Origin of the sequence: Silvimonas sp. (assembly GCF_031291215.1) — a bacterium.
GTDB lineage: Bacteria > Pseudomonadota > Gammaproteobacteria > Burkholderiales > Chitinibacteraceae > Silvimonas > Silvimonas soli.
The window spans coordinates 65584-88477 of sequence record NZ_JARLJK010000144.1 but is presented as its reverse complement, the minus strand read 5'-3'; the positions used below and the strand labels follow the sequence as shown (position 1 = coordinate 88477).

The 22894-nt window shown below is 58.2% G+C and carries 19 protein-coding genes; 12 read left to right on the top strand and 7 right to left on the bottom strand.

Annotated features, from left to right (window positions below; genetic code table 11):
- The first annotated feature begins 443 nt into the window (after window positions 1–443).
- From P4L78_RS19645 to P4L78_RS19635, 3 genes are all read left to right on the top strand, one after another.
- Complete coding sequence (locus P4L78_RS19645; RefSeq protein ID WP_309330109.1) at window positions 444–941, top strand: hypothetical protein; 498 nt, start codon at window positions 444–446, stop codon at window positions 939–941.
- Between the two features lie 231 nt (window positions 942–1172).
- Window positions 1173–1442: a hypothetical protein gene (locus P4L78_RS19640; protein WP_309330107.1), complete on the top strand. Its 270-nt coding sequence runs from the start codon at window positions 1173–1175 to the stop codon at window positions 1440–1442.
- Between the two features lie 45 nt (window positions 1443–1487).
- Window positions 1488–2654 (top strand): acyltransferase, encoded by a 1167-nt coding sequence (locus tag P4L78_RS19635; RefSeq protein WP_283151238.1) that lies wholly within the window; start codon window positions 1488–1490, stop codon window positions 2652–2654.
- Between the two features lie 139 nt (window positions 2655–2793).
- Here P4L78_RS19635 and P4L78_RS19630 read toward each other — a convergent pair whose 3' ends face one another.
- Complete coding sequence (locus tag P4L78_RS19630) at window positions 2794–3201, bottom strand: PilZ domain-containing protein (RefSeq protein ID WP_283151237.1); 408 nt, start codon at window positions 3199–3201, stop codon at window positions 2794–2796.
- Window positions 3202–3572: 371 nt separating this feature from the next.
- Window positions 3573–4472 carry an SDR family oxidoreductase gene (locus P4L78_RS19625; RefSeq protein ID WP_309330105.1) on the bottom strand — a complete coding sequence of 300 codons (900 nt, stop codon included), beginning with the start codon at window positions 4470–4472 and terminating at the stop codon, window positions 3573–3575.
- 127 nt (window positions 4473–4599) lie between these two features.
- Between P4L78_RS19625 and P4L78_RS19620 the strand changes: the two genes are divergently transcribed.
- A complete protein-coding gene (locus P4L78_RS19620; protein ID WP_309330103.1) occupies window positions 4600–5538 on the top strand; it encodes an AraC family transcriptional regulator in 939 nt (312 codons plus the stop codon).
- 59 nt (window positions 5539–5597) lie between these two features.
- On the opposite strand, the gene P4L78_RS19615 is transcribed toward P4L78_RS19620, so the two are convergent.
- Window positions 5598–6668 carry a questin oxidase family protein gene (locus P4L78_RS19615; protein WP_309330102.1) on the bottom strand — a complete coding sequence of 357 codons (1071 nt, stop codon included), beginning with the start codon at window positions 6666–6668 and terminating at the stop codon, window positions 5598–5600.
- Between the two features lie 158 nt (window positions 6669–6826).
- On the bottom strand, window positions 6827–7867 hold the full coding sequence (locus tag P4L78_RS19610; protein WP_309330100.1) for a sigma-70 family RNA polymerase sigma factor: 1041 nt from the start codon (window positions 7865–7867) through the stop codon (window positions 6827–6829).
- Window positions 7868–8071: 204 nt separating this feature from the next.
- Here P4L78_RS19610 and P4L78_RS19605 point away from each other — a divergent pair, with 204 nt between their 5' ends.
- The 3 genes from P4L78_RS19605 (at window position 8072) to soxR (ending at window position 11359) form a co-directional block, all read left to right on the top strand.
- The gene (locus tag P4L78_RS19605) at window positions 8072–8860 is read left to right on the top strand and encodes an SDR family oxidoreductase (RefSeq protein ID WP_309330098.1); all 789 of its coding nucleotides are present in this window, start codon (window positions 8072–8074) and stop codon (window positions 8858–8860) included.
- 318 nt (window positions 8861–9178) lie between these two features.
- Window positions 9179–10672, top strand: coding sequence for a lytic transglycosylase F (locus tag P4L78_RS19600; RefSeq protein ID WP_309330096.1), 1494 nt, complete (start codon window positions 9179–9181; stop codon window positions 10670–10672).
- A 210-nt stretch (window positions 10673–10882) separates the two neighbouring features.
- Window positions 10883–11359, top strand: a complete 477-nt coding sequence (gene soxR / locus P4L78_RS19595; RefSeq protein WP_283151229.1) for a redox-sensitive transcriptional activator SoxR — start codon at window positions 10883–10885, stop codon at window positions 11357–11359.
- 124 nt (window positions 11360–11483) lie between these two features.
- Here soxR and P4L78_RS19590 read toward each other — a convergent pair whose 3' ends face one another.
- Window positions 11484–12095 (bottom strand): alpha/beta fold hydrolase, encoded by a 612-nt coding sequence (locus P4L78_RS19590; RefSeq protein ID WP_283151228.1) that lies wholly within the window; start codon window positions 12093–12095, stop codon window positions 11484–11486.
- 778 nt (window positions 12096–12873) lie between these two features.
- Here P4L78_RS19590 and P4L78_RS19585 point away from each other — a divergent pair.
- A complete protein-coding gene (locus P4L78_RS19585; RefSeq protein WP_283151227.1) occupies window positions 12874–13452 on the top strand; it encodes an FxDxF family PEP-CTERM protein in 579 nt (192 codons plus the stop codon).
- Window positions 13453–13592: 140 nt separating this feature from the next.
- Here the strand turns inward: P4L78_RS19585 and P4L78_RS19580 are convergent, their stop codons facing one another.
- A complete protein-coding gene (locus P4L78_RS19580; RefSeq protein ID WP_309330094.1) occupies window positions 13593–14246 on the bottom strand; it encodes a TetR/AcrR family transcriptional regulator in 654 nt (217 codons plus the stop codon).
- Between the two features lie 115 nt (window positions 14247–14361).
- Here P4L78_RS19580 and P4L78_RS19575 point away from each other — a divergent pair, with 115 nt between their 5' ends.
- The 4 genes from P4L78_RS19575 to P4L78_RS19560 all read left to right on the top strand — a co-directional run bounded on the left by P4L78_RS19575 (window position 14362) and on the right by P4L78_RS19560 (window position 21972).
- Window positions 14362–15603: an efflux RND transporter periplasmic adaptor subunit gene (locus tag P4L78_RS19575; protein WP_309330091.1), complete on the top strand. Its 1242-nt coding sequence runs from the start codon at window positions 14362–14364 to the stop codon at window positions 15601–15603.
- Window positions 15600–18875, top strand: a complete 3276-nt coding sequence (locus tag P4L78_RS19570) for an efflux RND transporter permease subunit (protein WP_309330088.1) — start codon at window positions 15600–15602, stop codon at window positions 18873–18875. The genes P4L78_RS19575 and P4L78_RS19570 overlap by 4 nt, the downstream gene beginning before the upstream one ends.
- Complete coding sequence (locus P4L78_RS19565) at window positions 18872–20386, top strand: efflux transporter outer membrane subunit (protein ID WP_309330086.1); 1515 nt, start codon at window positions 18872–18874, stop codon at window positions 20384–20386. Before P4L78_RS19570 ends, P4L78_RS19565 begins: the two co-directional genes overlap by 4 nt.
- A gap of 227 nt (window positions 20387–20613) precedes the next feature.
- A complete protein-coding gene (locus P4L78_RS19560; protein WP_309330083.1) occupies window positions 20614–21972 on the top strand; it encodes a TAXI family TRAP transporter solute-binding subunit in 1359 nt (452 codons plus the stop codon).
- 78 nt (window positions 21973–22050) lie between these two features.
- On the opposite strand, the gene P4L78_RS19555 is transcribed toward P4L78_RS19560, so the two are convergent.
- Window positions 22051–22755 carry a glutathione binding-like protein gene (locus P4L78_RS19555; RefSeq protein ID WP_309330081.1) on the bottom strand — a complete coding sequence of 235 codons (705 nt, stop codon included), beginning with the start codon at window positions 22753–22755 and terminating at the stop codon, window positions 22051–22053.
- Window positions 22756–22894: the final 139 nt, after the last annotated feature.

The following is a 22894-nucleotide window of genomic DNA, read 5'->3' as shown; positions in this document are numbered from 1 at the left end:
TTATTCAGATCCGTTGGGATTAGCCAGGCACGATCCAAATAGCGCGTATTGCAAAAATTTGCAGCAAAAGCTCGCGAATGTTCGTGGCGGCCTTGATAAGCGATGGCAGGAGTTGCAGGCTGATGCCCAAGCCCTGCCCCAATATATAGGGCCAGGGGAAAGCTTTTATCAAACTCGCAGGGGCCATCAAACGCTAATTAATCGGGAAGATCAGAACCTACGTGATCTTGAGAAAAAATATGATGACGAATGTGGTGGGCCACCGCCTCCACCTGCTCCTGCAGCCTGCTCAAATGAGAGCAGTGTGCCGACTTGGACTAAAGTCGTTGGAACGAGCGCGGCCGTTGGTGCTGCTACAGCCTGCGCATTGGCCGAACCATGTGGTGCTATAGTCGGTGGCGCTGCCGCGCTTGGCGCTTTGGGTACAGCACTGAGTCAATAAGATGATCTGGAATATGGAAAATATAAAAGCAGCGTTGTATGAAGCAGAGGGAAAGGGAGCAAGGAAGCTTATTAAGGAATTGGCTTCCTCGTGTGAGGACTTTGCACTTGCGCAAGAGGTGTTCCCTGAGGAGTGCATGGATTTAATCGTCGAAATATTGTCAGAAGAACGACTTTTCACCAAATCTGGTATAGATGTTTTTTTGCTAAAAACTTCGACTGATATGTATCGGCTTTCCGAGGGGCAGAAAGCTAGGCTATTGAAAGCTATTTTTGAAAACTACAGTAGGTATGCGGATATCGATATGTGCTGGCTGCTTGGGGACTTGATTGCCCGCTCCTACGACAGATTAACTGTGCTGAGTACCTTTCGCAGTCTGTTCTCGACTGCGACAAATCAAGGTAAAGAAGGCATTGCGCTGGGGCTAGACGTTCTCGCCCGGCAATCAATGCAAGACGCTCCCCTGATGAAAGAAATTGATGAAATACTCCACCTATAAAAGTCGCTCCGTAACTTGGGCCGTGTGACGAATATGTGCCGAGCCCATCCGTGCAGCATTGATCAGGAATAAGCAAAAACCAGCATTTACCGTTTGCGGCAGCAAAATAGGCTTTAAAATTCAATTGGTTATAATTGGTTTGCGGCCTCTTAATCCGTAGGTCGAGTGTTCGAGCCACTCACAACCCACCAATAGATTCAAGCACTTAGGCCACTCTGCGGAGTGGCCTTTTTGTTTTCTGGTTTTCATATACGGCTGGTGCGCGGCTCACGGGCCCATATCCAGCAGCACACGGCGAGCCGCTTCCATGACGGCTTGAACCTCGCGCAGGCGGACAAACGTCGCTCACCAAAGCAAACCATGCCGGGCGACATTAACCTCTTCGAAGTCCGTGGTCCGCTGGATGATTTCCACGGCTGTCAGAAATCTATCAAAACGCCCGCCGCCCTTATCTCGCCGCCCGCCACGACACAAATCAGGTGCAATGTTGCGGCGCAGTAGGGCTTCAGTTACGATCCAGACCCCTTCCGCGCTGCTGCCATCGTCATGTCCTCATTGCCCTCTGCTCCCGCTGGAGTGACCCGCTACGCGGAACTTGAAAGCCTGCGCGGGCTGGCGGCGTTGCTGGTAGTGCTGTTCCATATTCCGGGCTGGAATAGCTGGTTGCATGACGTAGCGATCATCCGCAATGGCGCGCTGATGGTGCAGTTGTTTTTTGTGTTGTCCGGCTTTGTGATGTACACCGCGTATGGCCAGAAACTGCAATCGGGAGGCGCCGTATTGCGCTTTCAGTTTTTGCGGCTGGGGCGTTTATACCCGGTACATCTGGTGATGTTGGCCGCATTTCTGCTGATGGAATTCCTTAAATATCCGTTGCTGCAGATGGGCTACAACCTGGGCGATCCATTTGTCGCCAACACTTGGCACGCATTCTTCCAGCAACTGTTGCTGATCCAGGCCATCGGCCCGAATAACGCCGGCTTCACTTTTAATGGGCCAGCATGGTCGATCAGCGTGGAGTTTTATACTTACCTGCTGTTTGCGGGCGTGGTGTGTCTGTTACCGCGCTTCAAGCTTTGGGTATGTGCCGCGCTGGCGCTCGGCGCGATGTACATGATGTGGGCAAAGGTTGGCGCGGATTACGTCAACCTGGTGTGGTGCGTGGCCGGATTCTTTCTGGGCTGCCTGATTGCCGCGCTGGTGCAGGCGCGGGCGCCGGTTTTACCCGCCTTTACGCCGTGGCTGGCCTTGGCGTTATTGCTGGCGTTTCTGCAGTTTAACCATAGCGTGCGCAACGATGTGGCGATCTTCCCTTTATCCGGGTTGCTGATTCTTGGCATTGTCTGCGGCCGCCCTGGCGCGTTTCAACGCGTGTTGCGCGCGCGTGCGCTGCAATGGCTGGGCGAGCATTCTTATGCCATCTATATGGTGCATGCCTTTGTGCTGAATCTGTTCTTGCTCGCGTTATTTTACGGCTTGCCGCAACGTATTCAGGATGATGGCACCAATTTGCCGCATCTATATCTGGCCGAAGCATTAGTCGTATATCTCGTCTTCCTGGCCGTCACCTTGGGTGCGGCTGTCGTATTGCATCGCTATGTTGAAACACCGTGGCGCGCCCGCAGCCGGAAGTGGGTGCAGCATGGGTCGGCCCAGTGGTGGGTGTGGGGAGCGCTGGCGCTGTTTTGCGGCATGCAATATTTGAACAGGTGATTGTATCGGTCGATCTGGATTCAAGCGGCTTACTTGAAACAGAAAAACCACATCACGGGCACCCCGGTTTTGAAGAACGCCTGCCACCCATGCGTCCCCCCCCCCCACATTTTTCCAGGCACCAGCCCGCTTCCGGATCTCACATCCTTATGGCACGTGCATATGCCGGATACCGTCTGACAAGTTCATCTGCCAGTTGCGTTTCAACCGCTCTGTCGACGTCAACAAACTCCATGCCGATCCTGAAGCAACGAGCGGCAGAGTCGTGAACGGTATGGATTACCCGTGCCTTGAACCGGAGCACCAAGGGTTGGCCACCCATGGCAGCGGGTACCTGGGGCGGAATTTCCAGGTAAAGTTCGTTGAAGCTGCCGGGTTGCATCGTGTGTTCGCCGTGTACCGAAATGCCAAAGAGCGAGACGTTCACGGTGCGCCCAAGATGTTTGCGGCTTTCCTCAAGTACCGCAACGCGCCAGCGCGCGGGGCAACTGGCCGCCCGGCCTTGATCCAGTTCCGGGCTTCTCGAATAGCTGCTGACTGCATCCATGTTTTTGTTTTATTCAGTGCCAGACTCAGTCCGGGCTTAATATTTTTGACTGCGAAGAGCGCACCAGCAGGCGCACGGCCTGGCTGATTTGACCGGGCCGATGCGCAAATTTATGCCGGGCTTGGTGCGCGAGTGTGGCCTCCCCTAACCAGCCACAAGAGATCAATCATTCACTAGTTATGCCGCCAAAAGCAAACGTAATGCAGGCTTTTAATGGCGTTGGCATAAATATGCGGGTTGCCCGTTGTTTTTTTGTCTCTCCCTCGCAATCGGATATGACCTATGTCATGGCGCGGGTAAGCAGCGCTCTGCTAGTTACGCCAGCGCTTTGACCCATGACGATGACGGGTTTTCCCACTCATCTGCCAGACTCAGGATTTGAAGTAGTGCTCTGATTGCTGCAGGTCGGCCAGCAACCCAGGCTGCGCTGGCTGCCAACCCAGTTGCTCCCGAGTCCGCTCGCTAGAGGCGGGGCCGTCGATTTGGGCGAACGCGGCAAGCCAGCCAAAGTGTTCCGCAGCTTCTGCTGGCGACTTGCTGACCACCGGCACGTTCAGACGTTTGCCGATGACTTCTGCGATGTCCCGGAACGCAATTTCTTGCTCATCAACGCCGTGATACCTCGCCCCAGGAGTGCCTTTTTCAAGTGCGAGACGGTAAAGGCGTGCTGCATCCAGCCGATGTACCGCAGTCCAGCGATTCAGCCCGTCACCCACGTAGGCAGACACGCCTTTTTCGCGGGCGATATTGATCAGCATGGGAACAAACCCGTGGTCAGTGTCGCCATGCACCGAAGGCGAAAGACGTACGCCCGCTACGTCGACGCCCTGTGCTGTGAGCGCCTGGGCAGCTTCTTCCGTGGCAACGCGAGGCATCTCGCTGGAGGTCATGGCCAGCACGGTGTCTTCGGTAGCAAGGCGGCCCGGCGAAAGTAGCAATGTGCCGGAGGTTACGATCAAACGACGTTCAGAACCTACCAGTGCTGAGCCCAATGCTTCGATGGCGTGCCGCTCGATCTCGCAGACGGCTTTGAAGTTATGGAAATCATGAATGAAACCGGTGTGGATCACGCCGTCGGCGGCCGCCGCCCCGCTGCGCAGGCTGTCCAGATCTTGCAGCTCGCCACGATGCACCTGAGCTCCCGCTGCGCCCAGCGACTGTGCCGCAGCATCGCTGCGCGCCAGCCCCAACACCTGATGGCCTGCGCCGATCAGCTCCCGTACCACGGCAGAACCAACAAAACCCGTAGCTCCTGTCACGAATACACGCATGAAATAACCCCTCTTATGCACAAATGGATGACTGCCAAGGCAGTCGCGTATGGGCAAGATAGGCCGTTGAAGAAATACGGTCCATAAGATAGAGTCCGTTTTTTCTTTGTGATCGTCCGGGTTCATCATGGATGCACTATCAGATGTGTTGTCTCTTCTGAAATTGCGCAGCTATGCATCAGGTGGCTTTGAGATGGGCGGAGACTGGTCTATCCGGTTTTCCGCCTACGAAGGCATCAAGTGTTATGCCGTGGTTTCGGGCCAATGCTGGCTGGCGCTTGATGGCGAAGCCGAGCCAGTATTGCTGACTGCTGGCGACTGCTTTTTGCTGCCGCGTGGGCGGCCTTTCCGTTTGGCGAGTGACTTGAGCTTGCCTTCAATTGATGCCAGTACCATTACGCCAGCCACGCGCAACGGCAACATTGTGTCGTGGAACGGCGGCCGGGATTTCCTCGGGGTGGGCGGGCACTTCGCCCTCGCGGCGAACCATGCCAGCCTGTTGCTGGGTGTGTTGCCATCTATCGTGCATATCCGCAAAGAGTCGGACAGGGCGGCCTTGCGCTGGTCGCTGGAACGGATGCGGCTGGAGTTGCGTGAGCGCCAACCTGGCGGCTTTTTGGTGGCCCAGCATCTGGCCAGCATGCTGCTGGTCCAGGCATTGCGCCTGTATCTGGCCGAAGGGGTCAGCGGCGGCGTTGGTTGGCTGTTCGCGCTGGCCGACAAACAAATGAGTGCCGCCATCAACGCCCTGCATGCCGACCCGGCGCATCGCTGGACGTTGCAAGAACTGGCCGGACATGCGGGCATGTCCCGCTCAACCTTTGCGCTGCGCTTCAAAGAGACGGTCGGCGAAGCGCCCATGGAATACCTGACTCGTTGGCGCATGTTGCTGGCGGGCGACCGGCTGTTGAATTCACGCGAAGCGGTATCCACCATTGCGCTGTCGCTGGGCTACGAATCCGATAGTGCTTTCAGCACCGCATTCAAGCGGGTAATGGGCTGTTCGCCGCGACAATATGGCCGTGGTCAGGAGCCGGTGCCCACGTCCGCAGTCACCGCCGGGTAATTCGTACACATCAGCAAAGAGTGTGGATCAGCCCGGTGAAGGGCTAATGCCCAAGCCCTTTACTTGCACGGATCAACATCCAGCGCGCGCTGCACAGACGTTGAGTCAATGCCAGACGCTTTGGGTGGCGCGAGCGTTCGTGCGACGGCTAACTGATACCACGGGGATGGATGCGCCTGGTCTTCAGCCCAGGCAGACCACGTCAATTTGATCACGTGGTCATCGGTTTGCCCGATCACTTGGGCAAACAGCTCGGGCCATGTGGGCAGCGCGAACTGGTCATCTGCGACCACTTCAGGCACTGCGGGTGCGCCAAACGTCGCCCAGGCTGCGCAGAAGGCAATCCAGGCAGCGGGTAACAAACTGCGGGCAGTCGGCGGGGGGAGATGATCGCAAATCACGCGCAGCGCGTGGGTGCTGGTTACCAGATGCAAGGCGGTAAAGTCATGCGTGCAAGCGTAGATGGCGATAGCGGCATGCGCCATTTCCTGCATCAATTGGCTGCTGTCGGGCGCAACGGTGAGCGTGTCGATAAAGCGCCGGTCTGCTGCCACCGCCTGCACTTTGCTGGTGATCATCCGGCCTTCGGGTTTCAGCTCGCGCAAGGGTCCAGACATCTCGGCCAGTTGCTGATTAACGTTCACGGAACGCGCAGCGGGCAAGGTGCCCGCATTGATCGGCAGATAGTCCCTGACATAGGTCGCGAGGCCCGCCGCAATTTCGCCGGTATGCCCGACGTCCAGTCCGTGTGCAATGCGGATAATGGCGTGAAAAGCGACGGTGGCGGGGGCAAAGGGCAGGCTGCCAAAAACTTCCGCCATGACGACCGCGGCACCTTCGCGAGCCAGCCGTTGTTCAAAGTACAAGCTGACCGACAAAAACCGGCCCGGTTGATTTAAATGTTCGCGCCAGCCATTAGCTGGCTGTCCGGTTTCCATTTCCAGAAACGGCAGGCGTGCGATATGTCTGGCGTTGAACGATTCAAGTTGCGCTGCATCGGCCCCCAATCGGTAAAGCGCGGCCAGCGCCATCGGTAGGTGATTGCTGGTGCCGCGTGCCGCCAGCCAACCGCGATTGGCATCCAGCAAGCGAAACAAGGTTTGGGTCGTTGCGGTTTGTGGTGTTGTCATGGCCGTCTCCAGTTGAGATGCGGCCAGTATGAAAGTTCAAGTTAACTTGAATGCAAGGCATTCTTTGCTTAGGTCATTGGCCTGTGGAGATACGCATGCAGGCCATCAGGATCGCCGCTCATGGCTATCGTTTCATGCCTCCCGGCAGGCTGCGCTAACTAACGCGCCGGGCGCGACGGCGGCAGCCCAAACCACGGCAGCACGCTGCTTTCAAAGCGGGTTATCGCCTGGATCTGCTCACCCGCAAGCGTCAGGACGAACAGGCCGACCCCCGGCTGAATGTCCGTGGGCGTGGGCAGATAAAGACCGAACGCTGGTTGACCGTTGGCCCGCGTAGGCACGAGCTGGAAGCGCCGCCCCGCACCGAATATCGCGGCGCAGAAGCGGGCTGCATCGGCGCGGCCCAGATATTCGAAAGGCATCGGCGGCATTGAAATGAACGCATCGTCGGTCAGCATTGCTACCAGCGCGTCCAGATCGGCGGCCTCGTAGGCACTGACGAATTTCGCCACCACCGCATTCTCGGTCGATGAATTCGGGGCGGGCGGCAGTTGGCTATCCGCAGGTGGAGACCAGTGGCGCTGCAAGCTGGATCGGGCCCGCTTGAGCGCACTGTTGATCGATTCGACGGTGGCATCCAGCATCTGGGCGACCTCATCTGCCTGAAATCCGAGGACGTCGCGCAAGATCAAGACCGCAATCTGGCGTGGCGGCAGCAATTGCAGTGCCGTCACAAAGGCCAGCGAAATGGATTCGCTCTGCTCGTAGCGGGCCTCCGGGCCAAGGATCACGCCGGTTGTTTCCTCAAGCTCGGCGTCCGGGATGGGTTCGAGCCAGACCACTTCGCCCAGCCGCGTGGGTTCAGGCCGCGCCACGCCGGGCACATCCCATTCTTTGGGCGGACGTCGATTGGCGGCGCGCAGCACATTGAGACACCTGTTGGTGGCAATCCGGTAGAGCCAGGTGCGCAGTGACGAACGCCCCTCGAATCCGCCCAAGCCTTGCCACGCAGCCACCAACGTATCTTGCATGGCGTCTTCTGAATCCTGAAATGATCCGAGCATGCGGTAGCAATGCACGCGCAGTTCCCGGTGATGCGGGCCGGTTAATGTGCCGAACGCATCACCATCGCCCGCTCGCGCTTTTAGGAGCAGTTCGGCGGTCGCGTCGTCTTTTGCCAGCGTCTTGCCATTCTGCATGCCCGTTCCTTGTCGCGGTCCTGTCCTGTTATAGCCCATCGCGTTGCAGAGAAAACTTCTGCTACGGCACCGCCCAGTTCTGGCATGTCGCGGTGTCTATACGGTCGACGGCGCCAACTATCCACATGCGGATTGTGAAAGCGGCAGCCAGATGCGGGTGCGCTCGGTCGTCGGTCACAACCCTTGAATGGAAAGGAGTTTGCAATGCTGAAGAATAAAGTTGCGGTGATTTATGGCGCTGGCGGTGCAATCGGTGGCGCAGTTGCCCGCGCGTTTGCGCGTGAAGGTGCCAAGGTGTTTCTGAGTGGCCATCAACTGGCACCCGTCGAGGCGCTTGCCAGCGAGATCGTTGCCAGTGACCGATTTGCCGAAGCAGCTGCGGTGGATGCACTGGATGAGAAGGCGCTGGAGCAGCATATGCAGTCGGTGATTGCCAAGGCGGGGCGTGTCGATATCTCGTTCAATGCCATCGGCGTTGCCCCGAAGGAGATTCTGGGCGTGCCGCTGGCCGATATGGATACCGAGCATTTCCTGCTACCGATTACGCGCTATACGAAGTCGTATTTCCTGACCGCCCGTATCGCCGCCCGGTACATGATTCCCAACAAATCGGGCGTGATCATGACGGTGACCGCAATCCCGGCGCGCAGTGGTACGCCAACCAACGGCGGCTATGGCGCGGCTCAGGCGGCGAAGGAGGCGTTGACTCGCGATCTGTCGTGCGAACTTGCCCGCCACGGCATCCGGGTGCTCAGCCTGCGACCGCACGGTATTCCCGAGACAGCAACAATGAGGGAGGTCTTTGATGCCAAATTCAAGGCAGGGGAAATGAGTTGGGAGCAGTTTAGGAACTATCTCGCGAGTACGACCCACCCGCGCCGGACCATGGTGCTGGCGGAGGTGGCAAATGCGGCAGCATTTATGGCATCTGACGGCGCAAGCGGAATGACCGGAACCGCAGTGAACCTAAGCATGGGCGCACTGGATGATTAGCGATTGGCGATGAGTGGAGTGATTCACTAACTTGAGCCGTGGTTCATCCGGAGCAGTTTTTTCAAAACAAAGCCCGGATGAATCCTTTCTCCACGTCAGCTGGCCCGCGCGGTCCGCAACCCAATATCGCAGCGGAAGTGGGCAACCCATGGCTGGTGCGCCGCCAGTCGCACGCCTGCCACAAACCCGCCAGTCATCGGCATTCGCCGACATATGGCATCCTCGCCAACGGCAAGCCACCTATCTTGAAAGCTGGCTCGAAGAAGAAATCCAGGCGTCACGGTAGACATTCAGTTCTGCTGACAATGGAGCTCCCCCATGTCAATCCAGCCGGTCAAAGCGTGGTTGATCGCCATCGCTGGCGCGCTTTCCGCTTGCCTCTCGCTCGCTGCGCCACCACCTGCGGCGACCCCTGCCTCAGCGCCCGGTCAAGAGCGCATTTTTGGTGAGTTGCCCTACAAAAATCCGGTTTATCACGGTGACCTCGACGGCATGGTCAAGCGGCGCATCATCCGGGTGCTGGTGGTGCCTTCGAAGACCAATTACTGGGTTGAAAACGGCAAGCAACGCGGCGCAACGTATGAAGCGCTGAAAGCCTTCGAAGACAGCCTGAATGCGCAACTCAAGACCAAAAAAATCAAGGTGATGGTCTTCTTTGTGCCAACCCGCCGCGACCAGATCATTCCGGCGCTGCTGGCAGGACGGGCCGACATTGCCGCCGCCGCCCTGACCATTACGCCGGAGCGGCTCAAACAAGTCGACTTCACTGCGCCGACCTACGAGAACGTCAACGAGATCATCGTTACCGGCCCCGATGCGCCCAAACTGGGCAAGGTCGAAGACCTCGCCGGCCAGTCTTTATACGTGCGCAAATCATCCAGTTACTGGCAACACTTGCAGGAGCTTAACCAGCGCTTCGCCAAGGAAAAGCGCCCGCAAATCAAATTGATCCCTGCCGCCGAGCAGCTTGAGGATGAAGACCTGCTGGAAATGGTCGGCAGCGGGCTACTCAAAATGACGGTGGTTGACGACTACAAGGCCAAACTGTGGGCGCGCGTGCTGCCCAAACTGCAATTGCGCCCGGAGCTTGCGGTGAATACGGGGGGCCAGATCGCGCTGATGATGCGCAAGAACAGCCCGCAGCTGAAAGCCAGCCTGGATGACTTTATCAAAACGCACGGGCAGGGCACATCGTTTGGCAACACGATCTTCAAGCGTTACCTGTCCGAGCAGAACTTCGTCAAAAATGCGCTTGAAGATGATGATCTTGGCCGGTTTGAGGCCATCAAGCCCATCTTTATCAAGTACGGCAAGCAGTACCACATGAACTATCTTTTGATGATGGCGCAGGGCTACCAGGAGTCCAGACTTGATCAAAAGGCGCGCAGCCATGTCGGGGCGATTGGCGTCATGCAACTGATGCCGGCCACGGGCAAGTCGATGAATGTGGGGGACATACGCAAGCTTGATGCGAACGTGCACGCCGGGGTCAAGTACATCCGCTTCATGATCGACCAGTATTACGCCAATGAGCCCATGGACACCCTCAACAAAGGGTTGTTTGCATTCGCCTCGTACAACGCCGGTGCTGGCCGTATCCAGCAAATGCGCAGTTTGGCAAAACAGCGCGGGCTTGATCCGAATAAATGGTTTAACAATGTTGAAACTGTGGTCGCAGAAAAAGTCGGGGCCGAGACCGTCACCTACGTCAGCAACATCTTCAAGTACTACATCGCCTACACCTTGTTGATAAAGGCCGAGGAAGAACGCGACACGGCGAAAAAGACCGTTGCGCCACCGGCAGCGGCTTAGCAGACGCTGTTCTTCGCCCGAACATCAAGCGCCCTTCCAACGCGCGGTTGTTGTTCAGCCACGCCCATCCAGGCCGGTGGATATAACCCGTGCCAGTTATCCTGAGTTTTTATCCCGGTTGTGTGCCGATGCTGTGAAAGTTAAAGTTAACTTCAGTGCGGTTGGCCGGTGCGACAGCCCTTTGTCGCCGCTACCTGCAAGAGACTAGCCATGCAGCCAAATGGATTGATCAGTATCGGCGAAGTAGCCCGACGTTCTGGTGTAGCCGCCAGTGCATTGCGCTTTTACGAAGAAGAAGGCCTGATCCACAGCACCCGATTACCCGGTCAGCAAAGGCAGTTTTCGCGAGATGTACTGCGCCGGGTGGCGTTTATCCGGGTGGCGCAAGGGGTGGGGCTGAGCTTGCAGGAAATCGCCGCCGCTCTGGCTACCTTGCCAGCGCAACGCACGCCAACACCAGCCGACTGGAATGAACTGGCGCAAGGTTGGCGAGGGCGGCTGCAAGAGCGCATCGACACCCTGACCGCGTTGCGCGACCAGCTCGGCGCTTGCATCGGCTGCGGCTGCCTTTCTTTGCAGTCGTGCGCGCTGTACAACCCGGGAGATATCGCAGCAAGCAAAGGCAATGGCCCGCGCTATTTGCTGGGTGACCGGCCGGGCATCGCGCCGCCCGGCAAGGGGCGCTGACTGTTTGCGTGGCTTGTGAGCCGTCGCAGCACCGGCCAGACACCGCCGTAATACCGGCGTTGCGCCCGTTCGGCACCAATTGAAGATTGAAACGGGTCGGGGACTCAGCATAAAGCCTGCGCGATCAGGCTCTGGCGAAATGGGCATCCACCAGTGGTGCCAGTTCTTGCGCGTGTACCTGCGCCAGATCGTGCATGCCGCCCGCCACAACATGCAGCTGTGCATTGGGCAGCAGTTGTTCCAGCTTTTGTCCCACTGCCACCGGGCTGATCGGGTCGGCATCACCCCACAGCAGTAACACCGGAGCACTGATGTGCCGCAGCCTGGCCGTCAGATCGTGCCTGGAAGCGACAAACCAGTTCGGCCTGTGCGGATTGGCCTTGATGAAGTCTTCCCGCCAGTCCACTGCACCCAGCCTGCGTGTATCCAGCCCGCCTGAAGTCACCGTCAGCACTAGATGCGTTACCAACTGCGGGCGCTTGAGCGCCGCAAGAATCGCGATAACCCCACCCATGGATTGGGCAATTAGCGCAGTGGGTTGATCAATGCGCTGCACCACCCTTGTGGCCAGATCATCCAGCCCCTTGATATCCGGGTCGGCCGGAATGGCGCCGAACCCTGGATAGCCCACAAATTCTCTGCTCGCCGGATGTAGCAGCCGTGTGCCCAGTGGCTCCCAAAATGCAGCAATACCGGACGCGCCGGGCAGGAAAAGCAGTTTGGACGGTGAGGACACGACGGGTCTCCAGGAGAACTTTGGGCGGGTTTGCCCATGCATCTGCATGGCACGGTACGGACGGCAGGTTTTTGATCAGGGTGATATCCGCGTCACAGGGGCTTACCCGGCGAGCGTGTCTGTCGGCACTCAGGCCGAAAACCTGCCCGGATGCGGCGTTGGCGCTGTGCGCTCATTACTGATTCACCGATTGTTAACCTTACGTGAAAAACTGTTATTCCTATGTTTTGTGACATTTATTTAAATTAAATCCGACAAACGGCATATAAAGTGTAAGCATTTAACTTACTCATTGCTGTAAGTTTTCCTGCTATTAATTCTTGATTCTTACAAAAATTAAGCAAAGTCATACGTGGCAATCAGTTTAAATGGTTGTTAAATAACAGTTATTTGTGAATTGGTTGCGATCAAAGCGTCAACCAATCATATGTTGCAAGGCAGCAAATATGAGACGCTTGTTTATTTACTTACATTTAATTTTGGGTTAAGTTCAGCTTAACAATAAATGTATGAAAGAATATTTCTTACATAATTAGGCTAGGCGTTGTTCAAGGCAAGCATCCAGAAACAGAACTCTGCACGTCGCAAAACCCTCACGGGGCGATGATTCACGCGCTAAAGACTTCGTCGAACCACCGCCACGGGGAGATTGGCCCGAGGTTTTTGTCTCGCTTTCTGCCCGGAAGCGCTGACCGCTTTTAACTCACTCTGGGCACATAGCGAGACCCGTTCAGCTCACGGTCTTATCGCACCACTAAAATCAGGAAAAGTGAGTCTCATGAAAATACGTCACCTTGTAACAAGCCTTGCCTTCGTCGGCGCATCCGCAGGCGCTTTGGCCATCCCGACAGTCAGAGCCCAGAACAGCCTCGATTTGGGGGTTGTTCATTCGCCGACCAATTTCATCATCGACAACACGGTCACCTCGAGCACTTTTGATGACTTCATCAAATTTGGCGTCACCCCTACTTCTTACGCGGACAATGTTTTCTTCAGCCAGCTCTCGCTAGGTAACCTGCAGAAAATTGCCACGGCTACCTTGTCGCTGTGGGACATCACCAGCGGGAATCCACTCACCTACACATTTTTTGGTAGCGTGCCGTTGAATGAGCCAGCTTTTACCGCTGCCGAGATGTTCCTCGCCGGTCATACCTACGCGCTTGAAGTAAAAGGCACGTTGCAGGACGGCGCAGTGCAGGGCGTGTACGGCATTCTGGGTACTTTGACTCCGGTGCCGGAGCCAGAAACCTATGCCTTGCTCGGCTTGGGGATGGTGGCATTGGTGGCGGCACGCATGCGTCGCCGCAAGTCCGGCCTGGGTGGCAGCTTTAACTCATTGGCGGCAGTGGCAGTTTGAGTTTTGCCGCAGCGGCCTTGTTTCGCCTTTTACGGTGACACGGGCCAGAGGGGCTAACTGCCAGCGATAACAGAAAGGTCCATAACCCAGGTTGTGGACCTTTTTGCGTTCGTCGCAGGTGGATGCGTTGAGCGGGGCGGTTACAGCGCGCTGTTGTTGGCGGTGGCCGACTGAGCGCGCAGGCAGGCCAGTTCCATGATCGAGTCTATAAACAAGCCAAGCACCGCTTCGGCCTGGGCATCGCTGGTTTCGGCCGGGCTGGACAACATGAACAGCTTGACGCCTTCGACCAGGCTCATCAGACCCATCGCCATGTCGTCGGTAGAGGTGGGTGGAGTGACGCCGAGGCGCTGATAGAAATAGCCGATGAATTGCGCAATCTGCGCGCGTTTCTCGCTCATCAGGGCCGACAGCTTGGTCGCGAATTCGCCATCACGCGCGGCCAGCATGCGGGCTTCGGTCCAGTTCATGAAGCATTCGTTATCGCGGTACAAACGGCCGTAAATCTCGCGGGTACGGGCACGGATTTGTTCTACCGGCGTTTCGTCGGTGAAGACCGCCACGAATTCGTCATTGGCTTTTTGATGATCACGCCGCAGCAGTTCGATAAATAAATCGTTTTTGCTGCCGAAATTTGAATAAAACGCGCCTCGCGTATAACCGGCCGCATCGGCGATATCTTCCACGCTGGTGGCCACCAGACCTTTCTCGGCGATCAGCGGCTGCGCAGCGTCCAGCAACCGCTGGCGCGTCTGGTCGCGACTTTCTTCTCGAGTAAGGCGTTGGCGGGTCATATATTGATGTTATCACATGGGTCAGGATATCCAAATTCTCAGTTGTATTCGGATACAAATATGTATTAGGATGCGACAACGAATGAAAAACTAACCCGGATTTCCAGGAGTTGTCGTGAACGCGCTAAACCGACTATCCCTTGCACTGGCCTGGCCCGCGCCGTGGCGCTCGCTAGCTTTGATGACCACCGCCGTGTTCGGGCTGAGCGCTTGTCAGCGTGAACAAGCGCCGGCGGCGCCGGTGGCAGTGGTGGTGGCACAAACGGTGCATCCCCAAGCGGCTGGCGCGATGGCTGGCGATTCAATGCGCTACCCGGTAGAGGTGGCGTCGCGCTACACCACAGTGATGTCATTCCGGGTGGCCGGTAAGGTCATCGAACGTTCCGTGCGGCTGGGCGATACGGTGCACAAAGGGCAGGTGCTGGCGCGGCTTGATCCCATCGACGCGCAAAAGCAGGTCGCCAGTTCTCAGGCGGCGCTGGATGCGGCCAGTCACAAGGTGGTGTTTGCCAAGCAGCAACTGGATCGGGATCACGCGCAAAGCGCACGCAACCTGATCGCCAAAAACGAACTGGAACAAAGCCAGGACAATTACACCGCCGCCGTTGCCGGGCGCGATCAGGCCGCCGCCCAGTTGCTGCTGGCGCAAAACAACCTGCAATACAACTCGCTGCTGGCCGATCACGATGGCGTGATTACCAGTGAGAACGCCGATACCGGCGCCGTGGTGACCGCTGGCCAGGCTATCTACGGGCTGGCCTGGGATGGCGATGTTGATGTCACGCTGGATGCCGCCGACACCGATCTGGCGCGGATTGAAATCCGCCAGAACGCCAGCGTTACCTTCCCGTCGCTACCCGGCCATCGTTACGACGCCCGGGTGCGCGAGATTTCCCCTGCTGCTGATCCGCAAAGCCGTACTTATCGCGTCAAACTGACCTTGCTGCATCCTGGTGATGAAGTGCATATCGGCATGACAGGCGACGCGGTCCTGTTGCCGCCAGGCGTGAGCGATGCGGATAACAGTGTGGCCAGCTCCGTTGCGGTGGCCGACCACCCCAACTTCAAGATTCCCGCGACGGCGATCTTTCATCAAGGTAAAGATCCTGCGGTGTGGGTGGTCAAGCCGGGCAGCGCCATTCTGGAATTGCGCACCGTGGCAGTGGCCAGTTATGGCGAGCGCACCGCAACGGTCACCAGCGGTTTGAAAGATGGCGAGCAAATTGTGCTGGCAGGCGTGCACACTGTTTTTGCCGGGCAGCACGTAAAACCAGTCGGCCCCTTGTTTCAGAACGAGGCCGACGCTGACGGCGCAACCACCAAGGCGCCAGGCGCGGGCACCGGAGCCGCGCAATGAGCGAGCAGCAACCGGATCACCCCAATCAGCCTGCTCCCGATGTTCATGCAGCGGCCAGCCAACCCACACCCACTGAGTCGGCGGCGCATGTTCCCGCAGATACGCCGCCGCCTGCCTCGGCGGTCGAAGATACACGTGGCGGGCAGACCGCTGAGCCTCCCGCCCGCCGGGAAGGATTCAATCTGTCCAGCTGGACGCTCAAACATCAGGCGCTGGTGACCTTTTTGCTGGTGCTGATCACGCTGTTTGGCGTGCTGTCCTACAGCAAGCTGGCACAGTCCGAAGACCCACCGTTTACCTTCAAGGTGATGGTCATCAAAACCCTGTGGCCCGGCGCCACCGCGCGCCAGGTGCAGGAACAAGTGACTGACCGCATCGCCCGCAAACTCCAGGAAACGCCGGATGTCGATTTCCTGAACAGTTATTCCCGGCCTGGCGAATCCCTGCTGTTCTTCACCATCAAAGACGCCGCGCCGCCCGCGCAAGTGCCGGACACCTGGTATCAGGTGCGCAAGAAAGTGGGCGATATCGCCTATACGCTGCCGTCCGGGGTGCAAGGGCCATACTTCGACGACGAGTTTGGCGACGTGTACACCAATCTGTACGCGCTGCAGGGTGATGGTTTCTCCTTTGCGCAGATGCACGATTACGCCGAACGTTTGCGCGTGGAACTGCTGCGCGTGCCCGGTGTAAACAAGGTCGATTTCATTGCTGACCAGGAACAGCGGATTTACGTCGAGATCGCCAATGCGCAACTGGCCAAACTGGGACTGACCCCGCAGCAAATTGCCGACGCCGTTAACGCACAGAACACGGTCGCCGCCGCCGGCGTGTTCACTACCGCAGATGACCGCGTCTTTGTGCGGCCGAGCGGTCAATTCCAGAGTGTCGAGCAACTGGCGGACACCTTGATTCGGGTAAATGGCCGCGTGATCCGGCTGGGCGATATCGCGAAAATCAAGCGCGGTTATACCGATCCGCCCACCGAATACATGCGCGTCAATAACCAGAATGCGTTGGGCATGGGCATCACCATGGCGCCGACTGCGGACGTCATCGCCCTCGGTAAAGCGCTGGATGCCAAGACCAAACGCTTGCAGGAGTTATTGCCAGCAGGTCTGAAGCTGGTGGAAGTCTCCAGCATGCCGCACGCGGTATCGCACTCGATTGATGACTTTGTTGAAGCCGTGGCCGAAGCCATCGGCATTGTGCTGGTCGTCAGCCTGATCAGCCTGGGTTTGCGCACCGGCATGGTGGTGGTGATCTCCATTCCGCTGGTGCTCGCGGCCACGGTCTTGTTCATGCACTTGTTTGGCATCGGCCTGCACAAGGTATCGCTGGGCACGCTGATTCTGGCGCTGGGTTTGCTGGTTGACGATGCCATCATCGCCGTGGAAATGATGGCGGTGAAGCTGGAGCAAGGCTACGACCGCATGCGCGCCGCCGCATTTGCCTATACCAGCACGGCTTTTCCGATGCTGACCGGAACGCTGGTTACTGTGGCTGGCTTCTTGCCGATTGCGCTGGCCGAATCGGCCACCGGCGAATACACGCGTTCAATCTTTGAGGTGTCGGCCATTGCGCTGCTGTTGTCGTGGCTGGCGGCGGTGGTGGTCATCCCGTTATTTGGCTACCGTATTTTGTCTGAGCACCCTAACCGGCGCGCTTTCGGGCATCACGACGATGCCAATCAAGCCGCGCATCACGACATTTACGACACGCGCTTTTACAAACGGCTGCGCGGCTGGATCGGCTGGTGTGTGGATCGGCGCGGGCTGGTGTTGCTGATTACGCTGGCGCTGTTTGTCGCCGCCATGGCTGCGTTCACGCTGGTGCCGCAGCAGTTTTTCCCCAGTTCTGACCGTACCGAATTGCTGGTGGATCTGAGCCTGCCGGATGGCGCGTCGTTTGCCGCCACCCTGCGTGAAACCCAGCGCTTTGAAGCCACTCTGGCCAAACGCCCGGAGATTGATCATTTTGTCGATTTTGTCGGCTCGGGCGCGCCGCGTTTTTATCTACCGCTGGATGAGCAACTGGCCAAGCCCAACTTCGCCCAAGTGGTGATCACCGCCAAAACCATTGCGGATCGGGAAAAGCTGGCGGCGGATCTGGAGCCGGTCCTGCATAACGAATTCCCCACCATTCGTTCGCGTATCAGTCGCCTGGAAAACGGCCCGCCGATTGGGTTTCCGGTGCAATTCCGGGTAACCGGCCCGGAAATTGCCACCGTGCGCCAGTTGGCCGAACAAGTCGCCGCTTTGATGCGGGCCAATTCGGATACCACAAATGTGCAGTTTGACTGGGATGAACCGGGCGAGCGATCTGTGCGCTTTGAACTGGACCAGACCAAAGCGCGGGCGCTGAATGTGTCTTCGCAGGATGTCGCCAATTATCTGCAAATGTCGCTCACCGGATACACCATCACCCAGTTTCGTGAACGAGATCAGTTGATAGGCGTCGATCTGCGCGCGCCGGAGCATGACCGCATCGATCCCTCGCAAATTGAACGGCTGGCGTTGCCTTCGAGCAATGGCACCGCCGTGCCGCTGGCGGCGCTCGGGCGCTTTACCTATGGCCTGGAATACGCCGTGGTGTGGGAGCGTGATCGCCAGCCGACCATTACCGTGCAATCGGACGTGCAACACGGCGCGCAAGGCATCAATGTGACCGATGCCATTGATCCCAAACTGGCCAGTTTGCGGGCGCAACTGCCCATTGGTTATCGCATTGAGGTCGGCGGCGCGGTGGAAGAAAACGCCAAGGCACAGGCCTCCATCAATGTGCAGATGCCGATTCTGGTCATCGTGGTGCTGGTGCTGCTGATGGTGCAATTACAAAGCTTCAGCCGGGTGTTGATGGTGGTGCTGACTGCGCCGCTGGGTTTGATTGGCGTGGTGCTGGCGCTGTTGTTGTTCCGTATGCCATTTGGCTTTGTGGCCATGCTGGGTACGATAGCCATGTTCGGCATCATCATGCGCAACTCGGTGATTCTGGTGGACCAGATCGAGCAGGATATCCGCGCCGGGCACAACCGTTTTGACGCCATCATTGGCGCCACGGTGCGGCGCTTCCGGCCGATCACGCTCACTGCCGCTGCGGCAGTGCTGGCGTTGATTCCGCTGCTGCACAGCAATTTCTTTGGCCCGATGGCGACCGCTTTGATGGGCGGCATTACCGTGGCCACGATCCTCACACTGTTTTATCTGCCCGCACTGTACGCCTTGTGGTTCCGCGTCAAACGCGATGAAGCGCGGCAGGAGACCACACCATGAACAAGTCTTCGATCCAGCGTTTTAGTCTGGCCACGCTGGCACTCAGCCTGGCCGCTTGCGGCGCGTTTGGGCCGGACCGTAATCCGCCGGTGATGCCTGCTCCCGAGCACTATTCTGCGGCCCCAGTCACTGCAAGTCAGCCCGCAGCATTGCCTATGGCCGATGGCGTAGCGCAAACCCTGGAGATTGGTGCAACACCGGTACCTGAATGGTGGCAGGCGTACCAGTCCGAGGCATTGAATGCACTGGTGGCCGAAGGGCTGGAAAACAATCAGTCGCTGGCTGCCGCCCAGCACACACTCCAAGCCGCTCGTGAAGCGCTGCGCTCGCAAATTGGCGATTCGTTATATCCGACGGTCGATGTGGGCTTCAGTCCAACGCGCGAGCGCACCTTGATTCCGCTACTGACCCAGCAAACCTTTATCGAGAATGTCTTCGCCGCGCAGATTCAGGCGTCATACACCTTTGACTTCTTCGGCGCTGCCATCCTCGCCGACCGGGCGCTGGCCGGGCAAGTGCAACAACAAGCGTTCCAGCTGGAAGCCACCCGCCGCGCGCTGGCGACCAATATCGTGGTTGCGACCATCAACGCGGCTTCGCTACAAGAACAACTGAACGCCACCACGCAACTGGTGGCGCTGGGTGAACAGCGCGCCCAACAAATGGCGGCGCGCTTCGAGCTAGGCAGTGCTTCGCGTGACGATATGCTGTCGGCGGAGCAGGACGCCGCCAATGCCGCCGCCACCTTGCCCACCTTGCGCCAGCAATTGCTGGCCGTGCGCCATGCTCAGGCCGTGCTGCTGGGCCGCACGCCGGACCAGGCGCCGCAACCGCTGGCCTTGAGTGAGCTGCATCTGCCTGCCAATGTTCCGCTGGCGGTGCCAACCACCTTGTTACATCAGCGGCCGGATATCCTTGCGGCCGAAGCTGCGGTGCGACTGACCGCCGATGAAGCCGGAGCCGCGACGGCATCGATGTTCCCCTCGCTGACTTTATCCGCAGCTTATGGGCGCGGCGGCTTTGACTGGTCCAGTTTCACTTCGCCTGCCGGAGTGATCTGGAGTGTGGGCGCCACGCTGACGCAACCGCTGTTTCACGGTGGCGCGCTGGTTGCGCGCAAGCATCAATATGAGTCCACCAACGAAGCGGCCGTCGCGCAATACCGGCAGACCGTTTTGTCGGCATTCCAGAATGTGGCCGATACGCTGGTTTCGCTGGAGGAAGACGCTAACCTGCTCAACCAGACCCAGCGTGCCGCCAATGCCGCCCACGAGATGTCCAGCAATACAGAAGCGCGCTACCAACTGGGCGCGTTGCCGTTCTACGCCACGCTGACCGCCGGACAACAGTACCAAAGTGCGCACGTGCAATTTGTGCGGGCACGAGCAGCGCGCCTGGCCGATACCGCTGCCCTGTTCGACGCCATGGGCAACCCGCCGGAGGATTACGAGGGCAACAGCCTGCATGAGACTGTGGCGGGCAAATCGACCGGTGATGCGGCAAAACCATAGGAAATGGTTCCGCCGGTGCCAGCAAGCGAAAAAGGGCCGCGTCTTTGCGGCCCTTTTGGTATCTGCAGCACTGCGCTTTTACTCGTCCTGATGATCGCCTTCCACAGTCGGGTGATGGCATTGGCGCCACAGTCTGTGGCTTGGCAATCCACTGCCAGTTGCACCTCATATCCCGCCTTGACCGCCCAAGCTAAACTACCGCCCACCTCAGCTCTGGACGTTATCCCATGCCCCTTGCCCACCTATCCCGTTTCGCCCGGCTTAACCCGCGGACGGTGACCTCAAAACGCGAACTCATCATTTTGTGGATCGCCATTCTGGGCTTGTTCCTGATCGCCGGGGGCTTGCTGGTGTGGCTGGTAGAGCCCGCACCGCCCAAGACCATTGTGATGAGCGCCGGGCCGCAAGACAGTTCGTTCATGCCGACGGCAATGGCCTACAAGAAGATCCTCGCGCGCAATGGCATCACGCTCAAGGTGCTGCCGTCAGGGGGCTCGGTGCAGAATCTGCAACGCTTGCTCGATCCCAAACAGCATGTGGATATCGCGCTGGTGCAAGGCGGCGTCGCGGGCGGTCTGGATACCTCTTCGCTGATGTCTCTGGGCAGTGTGTTTCACGCGCCGATTCTGGTTTTGTATCGCGGCGAAAACGTTACGCAGCTGTCGCAATTTACCGGGATGCGGATTGGTGTTGGCGAAGAGGGTACCGGTACGCGGGTAATTGCGCTGGATTTGCTCAAGGCCAACGGCATCGTGCCCGGCGGCCCGACCACGCTGGTGCCGGTGGATGGTGAACAAGCCGCCAACGAGCTGGCTGCTGGCAATCTTGATGCCGCGTTTTTTGACGGTGGCTCTGCCTCACGCGCCACCATGGTGAGCGTGCTGCATCGGCCGGGCATCTCGACCATGGATTTCGCCCAGGCGGCTGCCTATACCCGGCGCTTCACTTATCTGGATGAAATCGACCTGCCGCCGGGCGTGCTGAATCTGGGCAAAAATGAGCCGCCCAATACCGTCCATTTGATCAGTCCGTTGGTGGAACTGGTGGCGCGTTCCAGTTTGCATCCGGCTATCTCCGATTTGCTGATTGAGGCAGCGCAAGAAGTCCACGGCAAATCTGGCTTGTTGCAACACGCGGGCGAATTTCCCAACCCCGAGGCACATGAATACCGCATCAGCGATGATGCGGCGCGCTATTACAAGTCGGGCAAAAGCTTTTTGTATCGCAGTTTGCCGTTCTGGGTGGCCAGCTTGCTTGATCGGCTGGTCGTGCTACTGGTGCCTATCGCCGTGTTGCTGGTACCGGCGATGCGCGCTTTGCCGGCGTTGTATCGCTGGCGCGTGCGCTCGCGGATTTACCGCTGGTATGGCTTGTTGATTGCCATTGAGCGCGGCGCTATGAGCAACACCCAGGGCGCCGAGCGCGAGGCGCTGGTGAAAGAGCTGGATGCCATCGAAGAGAGCGTGAACCGCATGAAGATGCCACTGGCCTATGCCGATGCGTTTTATGTGCTGCGAGAACACGTGAGCTTTGTGCGCGAACGACTCAGCGATGCATCCCGCCGCGAAGCTGCGACGCCTGCTTAGTACGCCAGACGCAACAAGGCCGCGACGCTGTTGCTGTCGCGGCCTTGTTGCTGGATATCTCTCCGGGCGAAGACCAGGCTACACGCGCTTGGGAATACCCAATCCGCGGACCACTGCCGGGCGTGCGAGGAATGCTGCGAGCACTCGCTTCACTTCCTGGAAGTCTTCAATACCGACCAGATCACCCGCTTCATAAAACCCGATCAGATTATTTACCCACGGGAAGATGGCGATGTCGGCAATGCTGTAGTCGTCGCCCATCAGCCACTGACGCCCGGCCAGGCGTTGATTGAGCACGCCCAGCAAACGCCGTGACTCCGCGACGTAACGATCACGCGGGCGTTTATCTTCATAGTCTTTACCGGCAAATTTGTTGAAGAACCCCAACTGCCCAAACATCGGGCCAATCCCGCCCATCTGGAACATCACCCACTGCAAGGTTTCGTAGCGCGCTGCCGGATCGCTGGGCATCAGTTGTCCGGTTTTGTCGGCCAGGTAAACCAGAATGGCGCCCGATTCAAACAAGGGCAGCGGTTTGCCACCCGGGCCATTGGGGTCAAGGATGGCCGGGATCTTGTTATTGGGATTGAGCGAAAGGAACTCCGCCGACATCTGGTCATTGGTATCAAAACGCACCAGATGCGGCTCGTAGGCCAGGCCGGTTTCTTCCAGCATGATCGACACTTTCACGCCGTTGGGAGTCGGCAGTGAGTACAACTGCAGCAGCTCGGGCTGCTGTGGCGGCCATTTGTGGGTAATCGGGAACGCGGAAAGATCAGCCATGGTTGGTCCTTTGCAAAGCAGAAAAACCCGCGAGGCTGGCTCCCGGGTAACGGGGATGACACATCAGTCAACAAGCCCGCGCAATACGCGGGAGACTTGCCTGGTTGGTAGCAAACACAGTGCGGGCCGGATCACCATT

What these genes read in the sequence shown, in the direction of transcription:
- P4L78_RS19645 (WP_309330109.1), top strand. Translation starts at nt 444, where the DNA reads ATGATCTGGAATATGGAAAATATAAAAGCAGCGTTGTATGAAGCAGAG.
- P4L78_RS19635 (WP_283151238.1), top strand. Translation starts at nt 1,488, where the DNA reads ATGTCCTCATTGCCCTCTGCTCCCGCTGGAGTGACCCGCTACGCGGAA.
- P4L78_RS19630 (WP_283151237.1), bottom strand. Translation starts at nt 3,201, where the DNA reads ATGGATGCAGTCAGCAGCTATTCGAGAAGCCCGGAACTGGATCAAGGC.
- P4L78_RS19625 (WP_309330105.1), bottom strand. Translation starts at nt 4,472, where the DNA reads ATGCGTGTATTCGTGACAGGAGCTACGGGTTTTGTTGGTTCTGCCGTG.
- P4L78_RS19620 (WP_309330103.1), top strand. Translation starts at nt 4,600, where the DNA reads ATGGATGCACTATCAGATGTGTTGTCTCTTCTGAAATTGCGCAGCTAT.
- P4L78_RS19615 (WP_309330102.1), bottom strand. Translation starts at nt 6,668, where the DNA reads ATGACAACACCACAAACCGCAACGACCCAAACCTTGTTTCGCTTGCTG.
- P4L78_RS19610 (WP_309330100.1), bottom strand. Translation starts at nt 7,867, where the DNA reads ATGCAGAATGGCAAGACGCTGGCAAAAGACGACGCGACCGCCGAACTG.
- P4L78_RS19605 (WP_309330098.1), top strand. Translation starts at nt 8,072, where the DNA reads ATGCTGAAGAATAAAGTTGCGGTGATTTATGGCGCTGGCGGTGCAATC.
- P4L78_RS19600 (WP_309330096.1), top strand. Translation starts at nt 9,179, where the DNA reads ATGTCAATCCAGCCGGTCAAAGCGTGGTTGATCGCCATCGCTGGCGCG.
- soxR (WP_283151229.1), top strand. Translation starts at nt 10,883, where the DNA reads ATGCAGCCAAATGGATTGATCAGTATCGGCGAAGTAGCCCGACGTTCT.
- P4L78_RS19585 (WP_283151227.1), top strand. Translation starts at nt 12,874, where the DNA reads ATGAAAATACGTCACCTTGTAACAAGCCTTGCCTTCGTCGGCGCATCC.
- P4L78_RS19580 (WP_309330094.1), bottom strand. Translation starts at nt 14,246, where the DNA reads ATGACCCGCCAACGCCTTACTCGAGAAGAAAGTCGCGACCAGACGCGC.
- P4L78_RS19570 (WP_309330088.1), top strand. Translation starts at nt 15,600, where the DNA reads ATGAGCGAGCAGCAACCGGATCACCCCAATCAGCCTGCTCCCGATGTT.
- P4L78_RS19565 (WP_309330086.1), top strand. Translation starts at nt 18,872, where the DNA reads ATGAACAAGTCTTCGATCCAGCGTTTTAGTCTGGCCACGCTGGCACTC.
- P4L78_RS19560 (WP_309330083.1), top strand. Translation starts at nt 20,614, where the DNA reads ATGCCCCTTGCCCACCTATCCCGTTTCGCCCGGCTTAACCCGCGGACG.
- P4L78_RS19555 (WP_309330081.1), bottom strand. Translation starts at nt 22,755, where the DNA reads ATGGCTGATCTTTCCGCGTTCCCGATTACCCACAAATGGCCGCCACAG.